This window comes from Citricoccus nitrophenolicus, assembly GCF_047305825.1.
GTDB classification, from domain to species: domain Bacteria; phylum Actinomycetota; class Actinomycetes; order Actinomycetales; family Micrococcaceae; genus Citricoccus; species Citricoccus nitrophenolicus.
Genome location: NZ_CP063070.1, coordinates 2,616,389 through 2,633,013, shown reverse-complemented (window position 1 = coordinate 2,633,013; position 16,625 = coordinate 2,616,389). Strand labels below are relative to the sequence as shown.

The window sequence follows — 16,625 nt, the reverse complement described above, 5'->3', positions numbered from 1 at the left end:
CGATGAGGGCCGCCACCCTGACAGACCATCTGGCCCAGTGGTCGGACGAGCAGCTCGGACGGCTGCTCGTGCTGAGGCCGGACCTCTGCCACCCACCCGTCCCCGACTTCGCCGCCCTGGCCACCCGCGCCAGCACACAGATGTCCGTGTTGCGTGCCCTCGACGGCCTGGACCGCGCCCACCTGGACGTATTGGAGGCCCTCGCCGTCCTGTCCCAGGCCCCCGGGATGCACGACGCCGGCCCGGCCGGTTCCGAGGATCGGCTCGCCGCCTTCTTCCAGAACTCCCCCGTGGGCGCCGTCCGGGCCCTGCTGGAGGACCTCTCCGAAGCCGCCCTGGTGGTGGGGGTCGGCGACGACTGGCATTTGCCTCCGCCGGTGGCCACCGCGCTGGGCCACCACCCACTGGCCTTCGGCCGGCCCGCAGCGGCCCTTGCCGAGGGCCCGGACGGCAACCCGAACGGCAGCCCGGCTGGCAGCCCGAGGGCCCCCTCCGAGTTCCCACGGGACCGCGCGGGGATCCTGGAGCTGCTGCGCGGGGAGTCCGCCCGGGTCCCCGCGCCGGCGGAGGGGGTGGACGGGGACCTGTTGGCCCGCGCCGCCGCCGCCCTCGACGCGCTGAAGTCCTCCCCCGTGGCCCGACTGCCTGATCCGCCGGGACCGGTCCATGACCTCCTGCTGGGCACCGGTCTCCTCATCCGGCGTGACCGCCTCGGCGAGCACCCCCTCGAGGCCGGGCTGGCGTGGCGCGGCGGCACGGCAGGGCGTCCTCTGGACCCCGGCCCCCCGCAGCCCACCGGTCGCCCGGTGACCGGAGCGCTGTCCCGCAACGCGGCGCTGGCCACGATCGCTGACCTGCTGCGTGGCACGGCCAACCTCCTCGATGCCCTGGCCCCCGGGCTGCGGACCCTGCGCACCGGCGGGGTGGGGGTGCGGGAACTCAAACGCCTTTCGGCGGCCACCGGCTCCTCCCCCGAGAACACAGCCTGGCTGCTGGAGCTGGTGGCCGCCGCCGGGCTGAGCGTGCTGGACCCGGACACCTCCACGTGGCGGCCTTCGGCCACCGTCCCCGAGTGGCGCCGCAGTGACCGGCACACGCAGTGGGCCGCCCTGGTGGCCGGTTGGCTCTCCAGCGGCCGCGCCCCGATGCTCGGACCCCCTCCCGCAGAGTCCACGGGCCACGCCCTGGCACCGGACCGCAACCGCCCGGACGCGCCTCGGCTGCGGGCGGCACTACTGGAGTCCGCCCGGGAGGTCGAGTCCGAACGGCCAGGCACTCCACTGGACCCTGCCGTCGCCGAACGGCAGCGCTGGCGGGCCCCGCGGCAGTCCTCCCGGACCGCCGCCTTCACCCCGGCACTGCTCGCCGAGGCCGAGCAACTGGGCCTGAGCGGTGCCGGCGCCCTGACCGAGGCCGGCACCCTCGTGGCCGAGGGCCTCCTCGATCAGGCAGCGGCCGCCCTCGGGCAGGCCCTGCCGGAGGCCGTGACCACGGTCCGGCTGCAAGGGGACCTGACCGCCGTGGCACCGGGCTATCTGGACCCGGTGGTGGACCGGCGCCTGGCGGGCATGGCGGACAAGGAGGGAGACGGCGCCGCCCGCGTGTACCGCTTCTCCGACGCCTCGCTGCACCGCGCCCTGGACGCCGGGGCCACGGCAGATGAGATCGAGGCCTTCCTGGCGGGTCACTCAGCGGATGCGGTCCCCCAGTCGCTGCGGTACCTGATCCGGGACGTCGCCCGGCGGCACGGAATGCTCTCCGTCGGACCCGCACAGGCCTGGCTGCGCTCCGAGGACGTGGATCTGCTGGACGCGATCGTCGCGGACCCGGCGATGTCGCCGGCCCAGCTGGAACGGATCGCCCCCACCGTGGTGGTGGCCGGCGTCGGGCACCGGGACCTGCACCGGCTGCTCGCCACGGCCGGGCACCGGGCTGCCCTGCACCGGGCACGGGAGGAGACGGGCCATGGCCAGGCCGAGGCGCGGACACTGCCGGGCACCGCGGAGAGTGCCTTCCCCGAGCCGGTCCGGGCCGTTCGCTGGGCGCCCTCCGAGGAGGAGTTGGCCGCACAGATCGCCCGGCTGCGCTCCGCACCGAGTCCCGTACCCAGCGGCCCCGGTACTGAGGAGGCCGTGGCGGTGTTGCGCCAGGCGGCTTCCCTCCGGCAGCGGGTGGACCTGGTCACCGTGGACCAGCGCGGCCGGCGCCAGTCTCGGCGCGTGGTGCCGCTGGCGGTGGCCGGCGGCCGCGTGCGCTGCCTGGCCCCGGAGCAGGACGCCGAGGTGGTGGTCCCCCTGCACCGGGTCGTCTCGGCCAGTACCGTGGAGTGAGCCCCCAGTGAAGGAGTCCTCAGTGCCTGATGGCCCGTTGATCGTCCAATCGGACCAGACCGTGTTGCTGGAGGTGGACCACGAGCAGGCCACCGAGGCCCGCCACGCCCTGGCCTCCTTCGCCGAGCTGGAGCGCGCTCCCGAGCACGTGCACACCTACCGGATCACCCAGCTCGGACTGTGGAACGCACGGGCCGCGGGCGTGGATGCCGAGCGGGTGTTGGACGTGCTGCTGACGTATTCGCGCTATCCCGTGCCGCATGCGCTGCTGGTGGGCATCGATGACACGATGTCCCGGTACGGCCGGCTGCGCCTCGAGAACGATCCGGTGCACGGCCTCGTGATGCGCACGGACGACTACCCCGTGCTCGAAGAGGTCCTGCACGCGAAGAAGTCCGCGGAGATGTTCGGCCCACGCATCGACGGAGAGACCGTGGTGGTGCACGCCGCCAGCCGCGGCCAGCTCAAGCAGGTCCTGCTCAAGCTCGGCTGGCCTGCCGAGGATGCCGCCGGCTACGTGGACGGCACCCCCCACCCCATCGGCCTCACCGAGGTGCCCGAGACCGGCGAGTTGCCCCAGACCGGCGAGGTGCCCGACGCCGGCCCGGAGGCCCCCTGGCAGCTGCGCCCCTATCAGCGCATGGCAGTGGAGAACTTCTGGGCCAGCGGCTCCGGTGTGGTGGTGCTGCCGTGCGGTGCGGGCAAGACCCTGGTGGGAGCCGGGGCGATGGCCACGGCGAACGCCACCACGCTGATCCTGGTGACCAACACGGTCTCCGCTCGGCAGTGGAAGGCGGAACTGCTCAAGCGCACCACGCTGACGGAGGCGGAGATCGGCGAGTACTCCGGTTCCGTGAAGGAGGTGCGCCCGGTGACGATCGCCACGTACCAGGTGCTGACCCTCAAGCGCGGCGGGATCTACCCGCACCTCGAGCTGGTCAACGGGCATGACTGGGGGCTGATCATCTATGACGAGGTCCACCTGCTGCCGGCCCCGATCTTCCGGTTGACAGCGGACCTGCAGGCACGCCGCCGGCTCGGGCTCACGGCCACCCTGGTGCGGGAGGACGGCCGGGAGTCCGAGGTGTTCTCCCTGATCGGGCCCAAGCGGTATGACGCCCCGTGGAAGGACATCGAGGCCCAGGGCTACATCGCCCCCGCCGAGTGCGTGGAGGTCCGGGTCGAGCTGCCGCGGGACGAGCGGGTGGCCTACGCGATGGCGGAGGAAGCGGACAAGTACCGTCTGTGCTCCTCCTCCGAGGTGAAGCTGGACGTGGTGCGCTCGCTCGTGGCCCGGCATCCGGGCGAGCAGGTGCTGTTGATCGGGCAGTACCTGGACCAGTTGGCGGAGCTCGGCGAGCTGCTGAACGCCCCGGTCCTGACCGGCGCCACGTCCGTGGCCGAGCGGCAACGACTCTTTGAGGCCTTCCGGGCCGGGGAGATCAAGGTCCTGGTGGTGTCCAAGGTGGCGAACTTCTCGATCGACCTTCCGGAGGCCTCGGTGGCCGTCCAGGTCTCCGGGTCCTACGGCTCCCGCCAGGAGGAGGCCCAACGGCTGGGGCGGCTGTTGCGGCCCAAGGAGGACGGGAAGTCGGCGCACTTCTACACCGTGGTGGCCCGGGACACCCTGGACCAGGAGTACGCCCAACGGCGCCAGCGGTTCCTGGCCGAGCAGGGGTACGCCTATACCATCGTGGATGCCGGGGACCTGGCCAACCCATCCAGTTGACATTCAGGAAACGCTCAGCGGACGGGTGGACGATGGAGACCATGAAGTCAAAGGAACCCGAAGCCAAGCTGCTGGTCGTCGATGATGAGCCGAACATCCGCGAGCTGCTCTCCACCTCCCTGCGGTTCGCCGGGTTCGAGGTGGTCGCCGCCGCCAACGGCCGCGACGCGCTGGCTGCCGCAGAGAAGGAGCAGCCGGACCTCGCCGTCCTGGACGTCATGCTCCCGGACATGGACGGATTCACGGTGACCCGCAAGCTGCGGGCCGCGGGCCGCCACTTCCCCGTGCTGTTCCTCACCGCCCGGGATGACACGGATGACAAGGTCACCGGCCTGACCGTGGGCGGGGACGACTACGTCACCAAGCCGTTCTCCCTGGACGAGGTGGTGGCCCGCATCCGGGCCGTGCTGCGCCGCACCGCCCCCGCCGAGGGAGACGAGGCCATCCTGCGTGTGGACGATCTCGAGCTGGATGACGACGCCCATGAGGTCCGCCGCGCCGGCGAGGTGGTGGAGCTCTCCCCCACCGAGTTCAAGCTGCTGCGCTACCTGATGATGAACCCCAACCGGGTGCTCTCCAAGTCACAGATCCTGGACCACGTCTGGGAGTACGACTTCAACGGGGACGCCTCCATCGTGGAGTCCTACATCTCCTACCTGCGCCGGAAGATCGACCGCCCGGACCTGCCGGACATGATCCAGACCAAGCGCGGCGTCGGGTACCTGCTGCGGTCCGCGGACAAGCGCTGATCCGTTCCCGTTCGAGGACCGTATGACTGCCGCCGTGAACCACCACGGACGATTCCGTCCGTTCCACGAGTTGGCGCGCCTGTGGAAGACCTCCTCCCTGCGGACCCAGCTGGTGGTGATGACCACCGGTCTGATGCTTCTGGCCGTGATCGTCACCGCCGCCCTGACAGCCTCGCTCTTCCGTCAGGAGCTGGTACGCCAGATCGACGAGGACCTGGTCGTCAACCGGAACAACGTCTCCCGGTACCTGACGAGCCTGGGCACCAACGTCGACTACTTCTCCTCCCCGCAGTCCATCCTGCGCTTCTACGGTGAGCTGCAGGACAACGAGGGCAAGACCACCACCAATTCCTCCTTCACCGGGGCCAACGAGGACCGGCCCCAGGTCCCGGCCCTGGACGCTGATGAGGTGGTGGAGCGCGGCACTGAGGCCTTCGAGGTCCCCGGCACCTCCGAGGACTCCCGGGGCTGGCGGGTGCAGATGTACCGACTCGAGTCCGGCGAGGGATCCCTGGCGATCGCCCTGCCTCTGGAACCGGTGCACGATTCGGTGGACCGGGTGACCTCGCTCGTGGCCACCATCGGCCTGTTGGCCACCGCCGGCGCCTCAGTGATCGCCTACGGAGTGACCACCCGGGCCTTCAAACCGCTGTTGCGGGTGGAGCGCACCGCAGCACAGATCGCCGCGGGTGACCTGTCCCGGCGCGTGGAGATCGGGGCCCCGGACACCGAGGTCGGGCGGCTCTCCCGCTCGCTGAACGCCATGCTCGCGCACATCGAGATCGCCTTCCGGTCCAAGGAGCAGTCCGAGGAGAAGATGCGCCGGTTCATCCAGGACGCCTCCCACGAGCTGCGCACCCCCCTGGTCACCATCCGCGGGTTCTCCGAGCTCTACCGCCACGGCGGGATCTCGGACCCGGAGGACGTCGGCGCCGCCATGGGCCGGATCGAGGGCGAGGCCAAGCGCATGGGCCAGCTCGTGGAGGACCTGCTCACCCTGGCACGGCTGGACGAGCAACGGCCCCTGGAGTACCGGCCCGTGGACCTGATGCTGCTCGCGAACGACGCCGTGCTGGACGCCCGTGTGAACGCCGCGGACCGTGAGGTCCGGCTCGAGGGGCTCGACGGCGGCCGGGCGGGGCCCGCGCCCACCGTCGGGGACGAGGGCAAGATCCGCCAGGTGATCGCCAACCTGGTGACGAATGCCCTGCGGTACACGCCGGAGGGCACCCCCTTGGAGATCGCCGTCGGCACCGTGGATGTGCTGCCGGGATCGGTCCACGCCGACGGACGTCAGGTCCACGGATCCCGGGACTCGGTCATCGAGATCCGGGACCATGGCCCGGGGATCGAGGAGGAGGACGCCAACCGCGTCTTCGAGCGCTTCTACCGGGCCGATTCCTCCCGCCACCGGGAGACCGGCGGTACGGGACTGGGACTGGCCATCGTGGCCGCGATCGTGGCCCAGCATGACGGCACCGTGCGGTTGGAGCAGACCCCCGGCGGTGGGGCCACCATGTCCGTGCGGATGCCATGGGTGGATCCAGCCCACGGCGAGGATGCCGGGGACGAGCTGGATGGCGCTGACGGCAACGGCACTGACGGGGAGGGCACCGACGGGGAGGGCACCGACGGGGAGGGCACCGCGAGTAGCCCGCCCGCCATCCCGCCGCGTCCTCCACAGCCTCCGGGTTCGGGCCAGGCATCCACAGAGGGCTAGCACCATCCGGACGTGGCGAGGGGACCCTGCCTAGCGTGGGAAGGGCCGGGGTCCACCGGCTCGCCCACGCCCCACAGGAGAGAACATGGCACTCGTCCACATCGACACCGAAGACCTCATGGCCAAGAGCCAGGCCGTGGAGGCCTCCATCGGCCGCCTCCAGAGCGAGGTGAACGCCATGGAGGCCAACCTCCGGCAGTTGCAGGACACCTGGCGCGGCCAGGCCGCCAACAACTTCCAGACCGTCCTCACCGAGTGGCGCACCACCCAGGCCCGGGTGGAGGAGTCCCTCGTCTCCATCCGCGGCGCCATGACCCACGCCGCACAGCAGTACCTGGACGCCGAGACCGCCAACGCCTCCATGTTCCGCGGCTGACGTCCCGCCCCCGCGCAGGGGCGCTGCGCTCCCCCGCCTTCAGCCGAGTCGGGGTGGGTGTTCTGGTGAACAACCCACCCCCACTCGACAGAAACCTATGATGGGGTCATGACGGTGCTGATCGATCCGGCGCGGTGGCCGGCACACGGCACCGTGTTCTCCCATCTGGTCTCGGACGCCTCGCTCGAGGAACTCCACGGCTTCGCCGCTGCCGCCGGAATCTCCGGGCGAGCCTTCGACGGCGACCACTATGACGTACCGGTGGAGCGCTACAGGGACCTGGTGGCCCTCGGTGCCGAGGAGGTCAGCGGAGCCGAGCTGGTCCGCCGCCTGGTGTCCTCCGGCCTGCGCATTCCCGCCGCCCAGCGCCCCGGCAAGCTGGACAAGATCCTCACCCAAAGGTTCAACCGGCTGTTCCCCGGGACCTCCCCGCTGGAGCGTGAGCCGGTGGTGGCAGACCTGTTGGCCCGGTGGTCCGAGCCGCACCGGCACTACCATGACCGCTCCCACCTGCTGGCGGTCCTGAAGTCCATCGATGTGTTGGTCAGGCACGGGGAGGACTGCGGACGCTGGACCCGCAGCGTGAAGCTGGCCGCGTGGTTCCACGACGCCGTCTATCTCGGGGATCCGCAACGGCCCGCGGGCCAGGACGAGGAGGACTCCGCGGTGCTCGCGGAGAACGCCCTGTCCGAGCTCGGCGTTCCGGACGCGGAGATCGAGGAGACGGCGCGGCTCGTGCGGATGACTGCCACCCACGATCCGGACCCCGGTGACCGGACGGGAGCGGTGTTCAGTGACGCCGACCTGGAGGTGCTGGGCCGTTCCCGGGGGGACTATGCCCGCTACCTGTCGGCCGTGCGACAGGACTTCGCGCACGTGTCCGACGCGGACTTCGCCACCGGGCGGGCCGGCGTCGTCCTGTCACTGTTGGCCTTGGATCCCCTGTACCGGACTGCCACTGGCGCGAGGCTCTGGGAGCACCATGCCCGGCGGAACCTGTCCGCCGAGCTGCACCCCACCGCGGGGCACTGGACCCGTTAACGCCGGAAGGCCTGACCCCCGAGGGGATCAGGCCTTCCGTGAGAGCCGGGCGCTCAGGTGATCGGGAGGATCACATCATGCCGCCCATGCCACCCATTCCGCCCATGTCGTCGCCACCCGGCATGGCCGCAGCCGGCTCGGGCTTGTCCGCCACGACGGCCTCGGTGGTGAGGAACAGGCCGGCGATCGAGGCGGCGTTCTGCAGGGCAGAGCGGGTCACCTTGACTGGATCGTTGACACCGGCGGCCAGCAGGTCCTCGTACTCGCCGGTGGCGGCGTTGAGGCCTTGGCCGTCAGGCAGGGAGCGGACCTTGGCGGCCACGACGCCCGGCTCCAGGCCGGCGTTGAAGGCGATCTGCTTCATCGGCGCCTCGATGGCCACCTTGACGATGTTGGCGCCGGTGGCCTCGTCACCCTCCAGGGAGAGCTTGCCGAAGGCCTTGGCACCGGCCTGGGTCAGGGCCACGCCGCCGCCGGCGACGATGCCCTCTTCCACGGCAGCCTTGGCGTTGCGCACGGCATCCTCGATGCGGTGCTTGCGCTCCTTGAGCTCCACCTCGGTGGCGGCACCGGCCTTGATGACGGCCACGCCGCCGGCCAGCTTCGCCAGGCGCTCCTGGAGCTTCTCGCGATCGTAGTCCGAGTCGGTGTTGTCCATCTCGGCACGGATCTGGGCCACGCGGCCGGCGATCTGCTCGGCATCGCCGGCACCCTCGACGATGGTGGTCTCGTCCTTGGTGATGACGACCTTGCGGGCGGTACCCAGGGTCTCGAGACCGGCGTTCTCCAGGGTCAGGCCGACCTCCTCGGAGATGACCTGGCCACCGGTGAGGATGGCGATGTCAGCCAACATGGCCTTGCGGCGGTCACCGAAGCCCGGGGCCTTGACGGCCACGGACTTGAAGGTGCCCTTGAGCTTGTTGACCACGAGGGTGGCCAGGGCCTCGCCCTCGACGTCCTCGGCGATGATCAGCAGGGACTTGCCGGACTGCATGATCTTCTCCAGGAGGGAGACCATGTCCTTCACGGAGGAGATCTTGGAGTTGACGATGAGGATGTAGGGATCCTCCAGCACCGTCTCCTGGCGCTCGGCGTCCGTCACGAAGTAGCCGGAGAGGTAGCCCTTGTCGAAGCGCATGCCCTCGGTCAGCTCGAGCTCCAGGCCGAAGGTCTGGGACTCCTCGACGGTGACGACGCCCTCCTTGCCGACCTTGTCCAGCGCCTCGGCGATGAGCGAGCCGATCTGGCTGTCAGCGGCGGAGATGGACGCGGTGGCCGCGATCTGCTCCTTGGTCTCGATCGGCTTGGCCGAGGCCACGAGCTCCTCGATGACGGCGGCGACGGCCTTCTCGATGCCGCGCTTCAGGGACAGCGGGTCCGCACCGGCGGCCACGTTGCGCAGGCCTTCCTTGACGAGGGCCTGGGCCAGGACGGTGGCAGTGGTGGTGCCGTCGCCGGCGACGTCATCAGTCTTCTTGGCGACCTCCTTGACGAGCTCGGCGCCGATCTTCTCGTAGGCGTCCTCGAGCTCGATCTCCTTGGCGATGGAGACACCGTCGTTGGTGATGGTGGGGGCTCCCCACTTCTTCTCCAGCACCACGTTGCGGCCGCGGGGGCCGAGCGTGACCTTCACGGCGTCGGCGAGGGTGTTCAGGCCCCGCTCCAGGCCGCGGCGGGCCTCTTCGTCGAATGCAATGGTCTTGGCCATGTGTGCACTGTCCTTTCTGGACCTTGGCGTTGCTTGGCAGTGATCAACTGACCTGTGCAGTGCCCGCGACGGACGGCCCGGCAAAGGGCCTCACCACGTTCAGGTCTACCCCGGTGGCCATGACCACCCGCATGCCTGCGGGCTTGGCAGTCACATCCTCGGAGTGCTAAGTCCATATTTAGCACTCGCACCCTCCGAGTGCAAACGGTTCAGCCCTCGGAGGAGGCTGCCGGGGCCCTGTCAGCCGGAGTAGTCCGCGTACAGCACCACCGCGACGCCCGGGACACGGGCGTCCTGAATCAGCGGCAGCCCCAGATGGGCGGCCACAGCCTGCGCGGTGGTCTCGTTCTGGGAGTAGTACACGGCCGAGGAGGGCACGGGGAAACCCTGCCAGTTGCCGGTGCCCACCACGGTGAACCCACTGCCCGAGAGCCCGCCGGAGACCCGGCCAGCCAGCCCCCCGATCGAGGAGGCGTTGTAGACCTCCACCGGGGCGGAGGTGTCGCCGGTGTCCGCGGCGGCAGTCTCCGATTCGCTGGGTTCCGGCTCGCTGGGTTCCGGGGACTCCGACGGCTCCGGGGACTCGGGTTCCGCTGATGCGGTCTCGGCCGGCGCACTCGGCGACGGCGAGGGCCGCGGATCCGCCGGCTCAGTCTCCTGCGGCTCGACGGAATCGCTGGCCGAGGCGCTGGCGGAGGCACCCGCACTGGACGGCGCGCGGGCTCCGAGCGCGTCGGCGGGCAACAGGGAGGGCAGGATCAGGTAGCAGAAGGCCCCGACCACCAGTGCGAGGGCGGCGGCCACGGAGATCCCCACGAGACCTGAGGGGCCGGCTGTCAGGGACGGGTCCGCGCGGTGACTGCCCTTGCGGTCTCTGTAGGCGGGCACATCGTCGAAGCGGTCGTGCGGATACTGGGTCATCGGCCACCGTCACCAGGTTCTGGGCATGTTCTGGGCTTGGTCATGGACTGTTTCCGGCCACCGGGGGTGGCGCTCAGGCTTCCTGCCGCCGGGCGCTGCGTGCGCGGTGGCGGGTGGTCCGCAGTCTACGGAGTCGCTTGACCAGCATGGGCTGGCGCGCGAGGGCCTCTTCGCGGTCCAACAGGCCATTGAGCACCTGGTAGTAGGTGGTCGCCGAGAGCGCGAAGCGGTCCCGAATGGCCTGGTCCTTGGCCCCGCCGTACTTCCACCACTGGTTCTCAAAGTCGAGGATGTCCCGGTCCCGTTCGGTCAACCCGCCTGCGGCGGCCTGTTCCGGGCCCTCGGACGGGGACTGCGGTCCGCCTGGCTCGGCGGCGTGCACTGCTGACATGGGTGGTCCTTCCAACGCGACGACGTCCCCCACAGTCTACCGGTCGGAACTACATCCGTGTCATTCGATCGCCCACCCCCTCAGCCGGTAGTCTGCCGCCGTGGACACCGACCTGATCGCACCGCTGGATCCCGGCTGGGAGCGCGCCCTGGCCCCACAGCGCGAGGCCCTGGCCGGCGTCGGGCAGCAGATCCAGGCCCGGCGCGCGGACGGCGAGCAGGTACTGCCGGCCCCGGAACACATCCTGAGGGCCTTCCGGCAACCCTTCGACGGCGTGCGCGTGCTCATCCTGGGGCAGGACCCGTACCCCACGCCGGGCCACCCGATCGGGATGAGCTTCGCCGTGGACCGCCACGTCACCCCGCTGCCACGTTCCCTGGCCAATGTCTACCGGGAGCTGGAGACAGACCTGGGCATCCCGCCGGCACCCCACGGAGACCTCTCGAGGTGGGCGGACCAGGGCGTGCTGATGCTCAACAGGGTGTTGACCGTGGCCGCGGGGCGGGCCGGCAGCCACCGGAACCTCGGCTGGGAGGCGATCACCGAGGCCGCCGTGGCGGCGCTGGCTGCCCGGGATGCCCCGCTCGTGGCGATCCTGTGGGGCGCCGATGCCCGGCGGATGGCCCCGGTGCTCGGGGCCCACGGCGGGGGCCGCGTGGGCCTGGTCGAATCGCCGCACCCCTCGCCGCTGTCCGCCTACCGCGGGTTCTTCGGCTCACAGCCCTTCAGCCGTGCCAACGAGCTGCTGCGGCAGGCCGGCGCGGCCCCGGTCGACTGGCAGGTCTAGCGGCGGCCGATCCGCCGGCGCTCGTTGGCCTGCAGCGCCCTGGTCAACGGTCTGGCGATGGTGTCACCCAGGACCACCCCGGCGGCGATCGCCATGATGATCGCCGAGGCGTCGAAGAGCCCGATCAGGCCCTCCTGCATGGTCCCGGTGTTCATGGCGATGTTGTACATGGACCGGAAGATCTTCAGACCGGGCAGCAGGAAGAGGATGCCGGGCACGGCGACCACGAGCTGCGGGGCGCCCAGGCGCAGGGCCACATAACGGCCCAGTGCGCCGATGACGACGGCTGCGATCCCGGGGGTCAGTCGCGGCCCGGTCCCGATGGCCTCGGCTCCCACATACACGAGGAACCCCACCAGGGAGACCAACGCGGTGGGAAGCAGCAGCCGCCAGGCCGACTGATCGAAGATCCCATCCGCCACAATGGCGATCACCACCAGCAGTGCCAGGAGCCACACCGGATAGCTGGACACGGCCTCATCGGCCAGGTCCAGTTCCGGCACCCCGAGGATGGAGGAGAAGACCACGGCCGCGATGATGCCGGCCATCAGCCCGGCGAACACCAGTACGGCGGAGACGAAGCGGCCGGCCGCGGAGACGGGGAAGCCGTTGATGGCGTCCTGCATGGCGGAGACGAAACGCCCTGAGGGCAACAGCAGCATGATCCCGCCGGCCACCACGAGCGAGGGCGCCAGGGGCACGTGCAACGTGTAGAGCACCAGCGCGATCACGGTGGCGATGAAACCGCCGGCCATGATCGAGAAGAACTCGGGGATCCGGGCCTTCCCCAGGAGGTTCACCGTGCCGATCAGCAGCATCGTGGAGAGCAGAGACACCCCGGCGCCCACCAGGTTGCCGCCGATGAAGACCACGAAGGCCGCGGCGAAGATCCCCGAGGCGAGAATGCTCAGCCACGGGGCGAACGGCTTCGGCTTGTGCCGGATGTCCGCCAGCCGCTGCTGTGCGGCATCGCGGTCCATCTCGCCCAGGGAGACACCGGAGACGAGTTGGTGCAGCAGGGCCAGACCGGCGTAGTTCTGGGACCAGGAGCGCACCACGCGATGCAGCGAGTAGGGGGTCTTGCCGCTGGGCGCGTAGTTCAGGGCGATGGACTGGTTGGTGATGTCCACCTCGGTCTCGTGCACACCGAACGCCTGGGTCACCACGATGATCGAGGTCTCCACCTCCAGGGCGCCGGCCCCGAACCTGAACATGGTCTCCCCGAGCTTCAGGGCGAAGTCCAGGGTGGTTCGGGCGTCCGCGTCCGCATTGCGGGTGGTCCGCAGGTACGGGTTGGCGTACGGGCTGTCCGCGATCCGGTTGACGATGGAGAGCGCCTGAGTGGGCAGCGGCTCGGAGTACATCATCCGCTTGATCGCCGATCCACCCGAGAAACGCAGGCGCCCCTTGGGAGCCTTCTTCGGCGAGGAGGTCACTCCCACGGTGCCGACCGGCGCCGTGGTGGCCGGGTTCTCCCCCGTGACCGGACCGGAGGGGGTCAGCACGGACTGCGGCACGGGATCAGAGGCGGGTGGTTCCGTGAGCGGGGTATCGCTGCGGGGCCCCGCGGCGGTGTCCCCGCCGGGGTCGTCCTGCCCGCCCACCACGGTGGTGCCGGACTCCGTCCGGACCGGTTCGGAGAGCCCGGCCGCCGGCCCCAGCGGGAAGTCGATGGCTGACGTGGCGGCCGGCTCCGCGTCCTGGGAGGACGGGGTGATGATGGGGATCTCGGCCAGATCGGCCGGGGGCTCCTCAGGATGGTGGCGCCCCAGCCGGGTGTCCGGGTTCTCCTCCACCGCAGCTCCCTTCAACGCGGATCACGGCACGTCTCGGTGCCACCGATTACTGTACTGGTGGGTTAACGGTTGGAGGGCCCAGAACGGGCCCTCCAGTGCATCAAAGTGGTGGATCTTACTGGACTCGAACCAGCGACCTCTCGCGTGTGAAGCGAACGCTCTAACCAACTGAGCTAAAGATCCAACGGCGCCGGGAGCCTCGCAGATGTGGGCCCCAACAGCTATGAAAGCCTAGCAGAACAGCACCCCAACAGGAAAACCGAGAGCCTCGCGCCGCCCGCCTAGGATGAAGGGCATGCACATCAACACCTTCCGAGGGGGCGCCGCCCTGGCCGTGGCCGCTGCAGCGGCCCTGATGCTGACCGGCTGCGCGGAGTCCATCCGGAACGCCGATTCGGGCTCGGGCTCCACCCCGGCGAACACTGCCCCGGAGCAGGTCCAGATCTTCGAGGACTTCGCCTGCCCCCACTGCGCCGCCTTCCACGAGCGGTACGGCGGGATGGTGCACGGCCTGGCCTCCGGCGGCCAGGTGGACGTCGAATATCGGATCGTCGACTTCCTGGGCCGGGGCGATCCCGAATCCTGGTCCACGCGCGCGGCCACGGCCTACTACTGCCTCGAGGACTCCCTCGGGGACGGGGAGGCTGCTCAGGGCACGCTCCACGGCTTCCAGTCCTGGCTCTTCGAGCAGGTTGCCACCCCACCGGGGGATGAGGCCCTCGTGGCCCAGGCGTCCGCGAGGGCCGAGGGCACCGGTGAACCCGAGGAGATCGGTCAGTGCATCACCGGCAACGGCGCCGACGAGCGGATCGAGGCCGCCCTGTCCGACTTCTCAGACTTCGGGCTCCGCGGCGTCCCCTCGGTGTACTCCCCCGCCGAGAGCACGCTCTACAGCGTCGAGGAGCACGGCGACCTCAAGTCCTGGCTGACAGGTTCCAAGACCCGGTAGCGGCGGTCTCGGTGGCATAGCCCGCATCCCCGCGTACCGGGAAGCGGCGGGAGACCGCATAGCCGACCCACATCAGCGCCAGTGTGGCAGCACAGGCCGCCAGCCAGTACAGCGGATCGGGGAGGTCCCGGAGGAACGGCCGGTACTTGAGGTAGAAGTAGTTGCCGCCCGTCATCGCGTTGACGGCCAGCACCACCACGAAGTAGACGACGAACCAGCCGTAGGCCCGCCGGAGACCGCGGAGCGTGGGGCGCCAACCGTAGGAGATGCCCGCGAAGACGGGCACCAGGATGGTCACGGCGTGGCTCACCAGGAAACTCCACCCCATGAGATGGTCCAAGGGCTGGATCCGCTGCGGGTAGAGGAACGTGGCGTAGGCGTAGAGGCCGAAGTAGAACCCGACCTCCAGCACGGCCCGGCGCCCGGTGATCAGGTAGGCCATCAGGATCAGCGTGGTCACACGGGAGATGTGCAGCGGCGTGGAGTCTCCCCAGTCCCAGCCGGCCACCGCGACCTGATACCAGTACAGCGCCACCTGCTGGGCCAACGCCAGCATCAGGAACGCCCAGCGCAGCACGCTGGCGTGATCCCGGACCTGGCGGCGGAAGACCAGCATCAGGGCCAGCGCCGCCAGCACTGCCCCCAGGGCCAGCAGGTGGTCCGTCCCGAACAGCGGGATGTACGGGGCCAGCGGATCCAGAAACGGACTCATGCCCCCAGAGTAGCCAGCCGGGCCGTCTGGTCAGCGTCAGCGTCAGTTTCGGTGTCAGGGTCAGGGTCAGTGCCTGAAGCTGATGCCATGGTGCCCCGCCGGCAGCGTGTCGGTGCCCAGGAACCGCTGTCTCATGGTGCCGCCACGCGGCAGCTCCGGGATCAGCCCCCGCCGGCGCAGTTCCGGGGAGACATGCTCGGCGAAGGCCGCCAGGTCCGGCCCCCGCAGGGCATGGTCCACGTTGAAGCCGTCGACTCCGGCCTCCGCCAGCCAACGCTCCAGCTCATCGGCGACGGTGGCCCCGGAGCCGACGATGACCGGCCCACGGGCCCCGATGGCCATGAAGGCAGCCAGGTCGCGGATGGTCCAGGACCGGTCCGGGTCCAGGGTGGTGAAGGACTGGAGTGCCGAGCGGTTACCCTCGATCTCCACGTGCTCCAGCACGTCATCCGGTGAGTACCGGGCCAGGTCCAGACCGGTCCACCCCGCCAGCAGGGACAGGGCAGCCTCCTCGTCGACGTGGCGGGCGTAGTCCCTCAGCCGCTCCCGGGCCTCGGCATCGGTGCCCCCGGCGATCACCGTCACGGAGGTGATGGTCTTCAGGCTGTCCGTGGGCCGGCCGCTGGCCGCCACCCGGGCCCGGACGCCCTCCGTGAGCGGGCGGACGTTCTCCGGCGTCGTGCCGGAGAAGAACAGCGCCTCGGCGTGCCGGGCGGCGAAGTCCAGGCCCCGCGGCGAGGAGCCGGCCTGGAAGAGGAAGGGGGTGCGCTGGGGGCCGGGAAAGGTGAGCGATGGGCCGGGAACCGTGAAGTACTCACCCGCGTGGCCGGCGTCGTGCACCTTGGCGGGGTCCAGATAGGTGTTGGCCGCGGGATCTGCCACCAGGGCGCCGTCCTCGAAGGTTCCCTCCCACAGCCGGTAGGCGACGTCCATGAACTCATCAGCCCGGTCATAGCGGGCGTCATGCGCCAACTGCCCGGTGGCGCCGAGGTTCGCCATGGCCGAGGCCTGGTAGCCGGTGACGATGTTCCAGCCGATCCGCCCGCCCGTGAGGTGGTCCAGGGTGGCGAACCTGCGGGCCAGCAGGTAGGGCTGCTCGTAACTGACGGAGGCGGTGACGCCGAAGCCGAGCGTGGTGGTCGCGGCCGCGAGCGCACTGACGGCCAGCATCGGATCCAGCATCGGGTACTGCATGCCGGCGCGGATGGCGGTGCGCCCCGAACCGTCGTACACGTCATAGACACCGGCCACATCGGCGAGGAAGAGTGCGTCGAACCCGGCCCGCTCCAGTTGCTGCGCGTGCCGGGTCCAGAAACCGAGGTCCCGGTACTGCTCGGTGTCAGCGTCCGGGTGACGCCACAGGCCGGTGGACTGGTGGGTGGGGACCATCATGTCCAGGGAGCACAACAACATGGC

14 protein-coding genes and 1 tRNA gene are annotated in these 16,625 nt (G+C 70.2%); 8 read left to right on the top strand and 7 right to left on the bottom strand.

Annotated features, from left to right (window positions below):
* Positions 1-2 precede the first annotated feature (2 nt).
* From IMT31_RS12000 to IMT31_RS11975, 6 genes are all read left to right on the top strand, one after another.
* Positions 3-2,330, top strand: coding sequence for a helicase-associated domain-containing protein (locus tag IMT31_RS12000; RefSeq protein WP_413542921.1), 2,328 nt, complete (start codon positions 3-5; stop codon positions 2,328-2,330).
* Positions 2,331-2,352: 22 nt separating this feature from the next.
* Complete coding sequence (locus IMT31_RS11995) at positions 2,353-4,059, top strand: DNA repair helicase XPB (RefSeq protein ID WP_413542920.1); 1,707 nt, start codon at positions 2,353-2,355, stop codon at positions 4,057-4,059.
* 41 nt (positions 4,060-4,100) lie between these two features.
* A complete protein-coding gene (locus tag IMT31_RS11990) occupies positions 4,101-4,808 on the top strand; it encodes a response regulator transcription factor (RefSeq protein ID WP_345359347.1) in 708 nt (235 codons plus the stop codon).
* A gap of 22 nt (positions 4,809-4,830) precedes the next feature.
* A complete protein-coding gene (locus IMT31_RS11985) occupies positions 4,831-6,528 on the top strand; it encodes a sensor histidine kinase (protein WP_413542919.1) in 1,698 nt (565 codons plus the stop codon).
* An 85-nt stretch (positions 6,529-6,613) separates the two neighbouring features.
* Complete coding sequence (locus tag IMT31_RS11980; protein ID WP_413542918.1) at positions 6,614-6,904, top strand: WXG100 family type VII secretion target; 291 nt, start codon at positions 6,614-6,616, stop codon at positions 6,902-6,904.
* 108 nt (positions 6,905-7,012) lie between these two features.
* Positions 7,013-7,945, top strand: a complete 933-nt coding sequence (locus tag IMT31_RS11975) for a DUF4031 domain-containing protein (protein WP_413542917.1) — start codon at positions 7,013-7,015, stop codon at positions 7,943-7,945.
* 70 nt (positions 7,946-8,015) lie between these two features.
* Here the strand turns inward: IMT31_RS11975 and groL are convergent, their stop codons facing one another.
* The 3 genes from groL to IMT31_RS11960 form a co-directional block, all read right to left on the bottom strand.
* Positions 8,016-9,653, bottom strand: coding sequence for a chaperonin GroEL (gene groL, locus IMT31_RS11970; protein WP_345359335.1), 1,638 nt, complete (start codon positions 9,651-9,653; stop codon positions 8,016-8,018).
* Between the two features lie 240 nt (positions 9,654-9,893).
* Complete coding sequence (locus IMT31_RS11965) at positions 9,894-10,574, bottom strand: LytR C-terminal domain-containing protein (protein WP_413542916.1); 681 nt, start codon at positions 10,572-10,574, stop codon at positions 9,894-9,896.
* Positions 10,575-10,647: 73 nt separating this feature from the next.
* The gene (locus tag IMT31_RS11960) at positions 10,648-10,965 is read right to left on the bottom strand and encodes a DUF3263 domain-containing protein (RefSeq protein ID WP_345359329.1); all 318 of its coding nucleotides are present in this window, start codon (positions 10,963-10,965) and stop codon (positions 10,648-10,650) included.
* 100 nt (positions 10,966-11,065) lie between these two features.
* On the opposite strand from IMT31_RS11960, the gene IMT31_RS11955 reads away from it, so the two are divergent.
* A complete protein-coding gene (locus IMT31_RS11955) occupies positions 11,066-11,752 on the top strand; it encodes a uracil-DNA glycosylase (RefSeq protein WP_413542915.1) in 687 nt (228 codons plus the stop codon).
* Here the strand turns inward: IMT31_RS11955 and IMT31_RS11950 are convergent.
* On the bottom strand, positions 11,749-13,548 hold the full coding sequence (locus IMT31_RS11950) for a threonine/serine ThrE exporter family protein (protein WP_345359323.1): 1,800 nt from the start codon (positions 13,546-13,548) through the stop codon (positions 11,749-11,751). The two genes, IMT31_RS11955 and IMT31_RS11950, sit on opposite strands and share 4 nt — an antisense overlap.
* Before the next feature lie 106 nt (positions 13,549-13,654).
* Positions 13,655-13,731 (bottom strand) — tRNA-Val (locus tag IMT31_RS11945).
* A gap of 112 nt (positions 13,732-13,843) precedes the next feature.
* Between IMT31_RS11945 and IMT31_RS11940 the strand changes: the two genes are divergently transcribed.
* Positions 13,844-14,497 carry a DsbA family protein gene (locus tag IMT31_RS11940; RefSeq protein ID WP_413542914.1) on the top strand — a complete coding sequence of 218 codons (654 nt, stop codon included), beginning with the start codon at positions 13,844-13,846 and terminating at the stop codon, positions 14,495-14,497.
* Here IMT31_RS11940 and IMT31_RS11935 read toward each other — a convergent pair.
* Together IMT31_RS11935 and IMT31_RS11930 are read right to left on the bottom strand one after the other, a co-directional pair.
* A complete protein-coding gene (locus IMT31_RS11935; RefSeq protein ID WP_413542913.1) occupies positions 14,463-15,209 on the bottom strand; it encodes a TIGR02206 family membrane protein in 747 nt (248 codons plus the stop codon). The genes IMT31_RS11940 and IMT31_RS11935 overlap by 35 nt on opposite strands.
* A 66-nt stretch (positions 15,210-15,275) precedes the next feature.
* Complete coding sequence (locus tag IMT31_RS11930) at positions 15,276-16,622, bottom strand: LLM class flavin-dependent oxidoreductase (RefSeq protein ID WP_413542912.1); 1,347 nt, start codon at positions 16,620-16,622, stop codon at positions 15,276-15,278.
* Between the last annotated feature and the right edge of the window lie 3 nt (positions 16,623-16,625).